We start from the raw sequence: 2,610 nt of genomic DNA, 5'->3' as shown, positions 1-2,610 counted from the left end.
AATTTATGGAATGTATTGGAATATGTAACCATAAAAAAATGTCCACTTATTAAAGACATTAAAGCAAAGCTCATAGAATATGGAGCCTTGGGAAGTGTAATGAGCGGCAGCGGACCCACTGTATTTGGCATCTTCGAAGATCAATCCCTGGCATATATAGCCTATGACCATATAAAGCAAATGGTTAATGAAATATTTGTAGTTAAGCCTTTGTCCAGTGATTGGGACCTATCTTAACGGGAGGTGAAAAAGGTGAATGCTATTATCCTGGCAGGGGAGAAAAAAGGGGATAATTCCAACGGCTTGGAAAACAAGGCACTTCTAAAAATTCACGATAGGTATATGATAGACTATGTGATAGACAGTGTAAAAAAAGTTCCCCAGATAGGTAAAATAGCAGTAGTGGGCGAAAAGGACCATCTGGTACCAGCCTTAGGGAATAAAGCAGATTATATTATTCAGGGCACAGATTCTATAGTGAACAACATACTGTTGGCGCTGGAGCTGTTTCCTCAGGATAAGGAAATATTGGTCTTAACCTGCGATATACCCATGATAACCCCTGAAGCATTGGAGCATTTCATAGAAAATGCAAGGGAGAAAAATGTGGACTTATGCTATTCTATAGTAGACAAAAGCATAAATGATGAGAAGTACCCCGAGGTGAAGAGGACCTATGCAAAGCTTAGGGAAGGGCAATTCACTGGCGGAAATGTGTTCTACTTCAGACCTGAGATTAAGGATAGATGCAAGGATTTCATAGACGAGATGCTTAAATACAGAAAAAACCCTGCCAAGATGGCAAGAACTCTGGGAATCATATTTCTAATAAAGCTGTTGTTGGGAATCCTGACTATAGATGCAATAAAGAAAAAGTGCGATACCCTGCTGAATATAAATGCAGGAGTAGTCATATCCCCCTATCCTGAAATAGGAAATGATGTAGATAAAATATCAGACTTAGAATTAGTAGAGAAATATCTATCAGCTTATTAGTGGGAAATGCCCGATTAGCGAAGTTATTTCCAATATAATATTCCTTTAACAATAACATCGGGGACATTCCGCAGCAAGGAATACCGAAATGTATAATATAACCACAGCCTGCAAAATATAACTTAAGGATATTTGCAGAAAGGCTGTGGTTTTTTGTTGCAACAATTCCTCATCATTATAAGAAACATTATGGATCCTACCATATTTATACTGATAGTTTTAATATCCATTTTTGAATTATTTGTTGACAGGCCAGCATTGAAAAGCGAAGGCCTTATCAGAGATGCAAAAATAACAACCTTCATAAGCATAGGTGCGGTTGTATTAGCTACAGCAATGCTTGTCATAGAAAGAATTGCGAGGTGATCCAATGTCCTTATTCAATAAAAGCAAAAAAGGCTCAGATAAAAAAGAAATAAAAAATAGAAGCACAGATTCTCTTGATGTAAATATTGAAAAAGTAAAGGAAATATTGAAAGATTGCGATGATATAGTCTATAAGGAATTCGTAGTGGGAGAAGAGCAAAACCTAAGATTCACTCTTGTATATGTTGATGGAATGAGTGACAGAAATCTTCTTAATTTGGCTGTTTTGGAAACTTTGATGGTTGAAGCCAGAGCAGTGACACCGGATGCCCCAGAATTTACTGATAAGCTATATGAATTGGTTCGCTATGGAAACATACCCGCTTCGGAATTGAAAGAATCTGAGGACTTGGATGCAGCCATACTTGATATACTAATAGGTGATGCAGTGCTGTTCATAGATGGTACAGCTACATTGATAACCATAGGTGCAAAAGGCTGGCCTATGAGAGGCGTCAATGAGCCTAATACTGAGGCGGTCCTCCGAGGCCCCAGAGATGGTTTTGTAGAAACCTTCAGGATGAATACAGCTTTGGTGCGAAGAAGGATCAGAGATCCCAGGCTGAAGCTGAAGCAGATGAGAATAGGGAAAAGAAGCAAAACAGATGTTGGTATATTTTATATAGAAGATATTGCTAAGAAGGAACTAGTGGAGGAAGTATTCAGAAGGCTTGAATCAATTGAAATAGATGCGATACTGGACAGCGGCTATATAGAGCAGCTCATAGAAGATGACCCATATTCCCCATTTCCACAGATATCTCTTTCAGAACGGCCGGATCGTGTAGCTGCAGAACTATATGAAGGCAGAGTTGTCATATTGGTAGACAATACCCCTTTTGCTCTTATACTGCCAGCCACGCTGAATTTAATGTTCCAATCTCCGGAGGATTATTATGACAGATGGATAATTTCTACTGTATTGAGGTTTATAAGATTGATGGCAAGCTTCATAGCCATGCTTTTGCCGGCACTTTATATAGCTTTTACATCCTACAACCCGGGCATAATACCTACAAAACTTGTTTTATCAATATCAGCCTCCAGACAAGGGGTACCCTTTCCAGCTGTAGTTGAAGCATTCATAATGGAAATGACTCTGGAGCTTTTGAGAGAAGCAGGAATAAGTCTGCCAGCTCCCATAGGTAATACCATAGGCATTGTTGGAGGTCTTGTAATAGGCCAGGCAGCAGTTCAGGCAGGGATAGTCAGCCCAATAATGGTTATTATAGTGGCTTTGACTGCAAT

General features: G+C 39.2%; 3 protein-coding genes and 1 pseudogene. All 4 read left to right on the top strand.

Annotated features, from left to right (window positions below):
• A pseudogene (locus ACESM9_RS15485) lies at positions 1-237 on the top strand (4-(cytidine 5'-diphospho)-2-C-methyl-D-erythritol kinase); the annotation flags it as partial.
• 15 nt (positions 238-252) lie between these two features.
• The gene (locus tag ACESM9_RS15480; RefSeq protein WP_373000798.1) at positions 253-996 is read left to right on the top strand and encodes a molybdenum cofactor guanylyltransferase; all 744 of its coding nucleotides are present in this window, start codon (positions 253-255) and stop codon (positions 994-996) included.
• A gap of 153 nt (positions 997-1,149) precedes the next feature.
• Positions 1,150-1,362, top strand: coding sequence for a CLC_0170 family protein (locus tag ACESM9_RS15475; RefSeq protein WP_373000795.1), 213 nt, complete (start codon positions 1,150-1,152; stop codon positions 1,360-1,362).
• 4 nt (positions 1,363-1,366) lie between these two features.
• Positions 1,367-2,610 (top strand): spore germination protein (locus tag ACESM9_RS15470; RefSeq protein WP_373000792.1); only part of this gene is annotated, 1,244 nt, incomplete at its 3' end.

Origin of the sequence: Lutispora sp., from assembly GCF_041687175.1 — a bacterium.
Classification (GTDB): domain Bacteria; phylum Bacillota; class Clostridia; order Lutisporales; family Lutisporaceae; genus Lutispora.
Note: the sequence above shows the minus strand (reverse complement) of the source record. Positions and strands in the feature narration are given on the sequence as shown.